This window comes from Lyngbya aestuarii BL J, assembly GCF_000478195.2.
In the GTDB taxonomy this organism is placed as follows: domain Bacteria; phylum Cyanobacteriota; class Cyanobacteriia; order Cyanobacteriales; family Microcoleaceae; genus Capilliphycus; species Capilliphycus aestuarii.
The window spans coordinates 1-2,681 of sequence record NZ_AUZM01000158.1; the positions used below are offsets into that span (position 1 = coordinate 1).

The 2,681-nt window shown below is 36.1% G+C and carries 3 protein-coding genes; all 3 read left to right on the top strand.

Annotated elements, in window-relative coordinates; all coding sequences use genetic code 11:
* A partial coding sequence (locus M595_RS31355) for a hypothetical protein (RefSeq protein ID WP_023069788.1) occupies positions 1 to 238 on the top strand: 238 nt, incomplete at its 5' end.
* Between the two features lie 9 nt (positions 239 to 247).
* Entirely contained in the window at positions 248 to 949 is a 702-nt protein-coding gene (locus tag M595_RS27050; RefSeq protein WP_023069785.1) for a hypothetical protein, read from the top strand.
* Positions 950 to 1,614: 665 nt separating this feature from the next.
* Positions 1,615 to 2,196, top strand: a complete 582-nt coding sequence (locus M595_RS27055) for a hypothetical protein (RefSeq protein ID WP_023069786.1) — start codon at positions 1,615 to 1,617, stop codon at positions 2,194 to 2,196.
* The last annotated feature ends 485 nt before the right edge of the window (positions 2,197 to 2,681 follow it).

The window sequence follows — 2,681 nt, forward strand, 5'->3', positions numbered from 1 at the left end:
CGAGGAAAACACCTGGTATCAAAATCGAGAAAAGCTTGAGAAAATGACGGCTCGAATGATCGAACAAAGTTCGGTTTTGATACTGCTTTGCCAAATTCTTCAGTCCAATCCTTCTCAAAAAACCTTTGATTTTGTTCTGCAATTGCTGCGCGAGATTGTTTCGTTTATCTGGGCTGAAAAAACCTTTAATTTTGTTCTGCAATTGCTGCGCGAGATTGTTTCGTTTATCCAGAAATAACTGGCAAGTTTGGAACACCAAGATAGTCATTTAAACTACTCGATTGAAGATTTTCAGCGTTTGCAAGCTGCTCTGAACACATTTGTCAGTCAAACCGATCAAGTTCAAGCAGAACAGGCGGTAAAATTATTAATTGATGAACTGAAATCTAAGGTTGAGTATTATCAGTTATTTACTCAAGAACAATCGGAAAAAGTTCGTCAACAAGAAGCAGAGGTTAAACATCAAGAACAATTAGAATCAAAACACCAAAAAGCAGAAGAAACTCAACAGCAAATTACCGAGTTAAAACTCCAATATCAAGAACAAATTACCGAGTTAACACGTCAACATCAAGAACAACTTCAAAACCGAGAGGCTAAACTTTCCAGTCAAAATCAACAACTGCAAAAACAAATTACCGAGTTAACACGTCAACATCAAGAACAACTTCAAAAACAAGAGGCTAAACTTTCCAGTCAAAATCAACAACTGCAAAAACAAATTACTGAGTTAACACGTCAACATCAAGACAAACTTCAAAACCGAGAAACTGAACTTACAACCCAAATCAACCAACTGCAAAAACAAATTACAGACTTAAAACGTCAACAACAAAATCTTCAGCAACGAGAAGCCCAACTTTCAGTTAAACATCAAGACAAACTTCAGCAACGAGAAGTCGAACTTTCCAATCAAATCAACAACTGCAAAAACAAATTACAGACTTAAAACGCCAACATCAAGAACAACTTCAAAACCGAGAAACTGAACTTACAACCCAAATTAACCAACTCCAAAAACAAATTACAGACTTAAAACGTCAACAACAAAATCTTCAGCAACGAGAAGCCCAACTTTCAGTTAAACATCAAGACAAACTTCAGCAACGAGAAGTCGAACTTTCCAATCAAATTAACCAACTGCAAAAACAAATTACCGAGTTAAAACGTCAACATCAAGAACAACTTCAAAACCGAGAAACTGAACTTACAACCCAAATTAACCAACTCCAAAAACAAATTACAGACTTAAAACGTCAACAACAAAATCTTCAGCAACGAGAAGCCCAACTTTCAGTTAAACATCAAGACAAACTTCAGCAACGAGAAGTCGAACTTTCCAATCAAATTAACCAACTGCAAAAACAAATTACCGAGTTAAAACGTCAACATCAAGAACAACTTCAAAACCGAGAAACTGAACTTGAAAATCTATACCAAGAACAACTTAAACAAAGAGAGGCTGAATTTGCACATCAAGAACCAATTAAAGCACAAATCAATGAATTAGAAAATCTTCCAAACGCACAAGAAACAAAAGCTGATCTTGATATTCAGGAAAATTCAACAGAAAAACCCAAACTGAAGTCAAGTTATAAATTACCGATTTTGTTAATGTTACTGATTCCTTTACTGGCTACTATTGGTTTTGTGACTCGAAATCAATTTAAAGAACAACAACCAGATAGTCTTGCTATTTCCAGTGAAGTCAATGTACAAGACAACTTAAAATTAGCTAAAATTTTAGCCGAAGAAGCCAGTGAGATGATCAAAAATCCACCCCATTCCCTTACAGTTTGGCAAACTTCACAAGATAAATGGCGAAAATCAATTCAATTATTAGAAGCGGTTTCTGATGATACAGCCAATTCCGAAGAAATTGAAAAGCGACTTGAAATTTATAGAACAGACTACAACTCAGTTACTCAAAAAATTGCCCAAGAACAAAAAGCAGTTAACAATTTAGAAGCCGCTCAAAAATTGGCATTAGAAGCGTCTGTCATGGTAAAAAATCCTCCCCATCCCCTGAAGATTTGGCAAACCGCAGAGGAGCAATGGCAAAAAGCAGTTAATCTTTTAGAAAGTATACCAGAAGATGCTTTTATGGCATCAGAAGCACAAGAAAAATTAGACCTTTATCGAACCAATTTGGAAATCATTCGCCAGCGAGTTCAAAGGGAATCTCAGAACCAATAAATCATTAATGATCTGCGGGTTAGATTAAATCCAGTGAAACCCAACTATTATTTTTTAGCGTTGAGTTTCGTCTCTTAGAAGGGGTTCAAACATTTCAGCATCCAGTTTGAAAACAATTATCAATTCGTTGATAGCCAGTAAAGAATTATGGGGTATACTATCTTTAGGTTTTCTTCGATTCTTATCAAAGTGTGATCGCATCTGATCCGCCCGAGTTCGTCGGGTTGTTCTCTGGGGAGTGAGTTTCTAGTTTAAATCAATTTTTTGACTGCATCTTTTCAATAGCAGTTCGGGTTGGAGAACTGTTTTAACCTTAACTTCATTTGGACTCAATCTTATGAATAGTGCAACGGTTTTACACCTCAAAGGTGAATTTGAAAGTTTGTTGGACTCGATGAACACGTTCTGCGAACAGCCCCACGCTATTGAACCGCAGACTATCGAGCAAATTAAAGGATTTTACAGTAAACTTCTCTGGATTAATA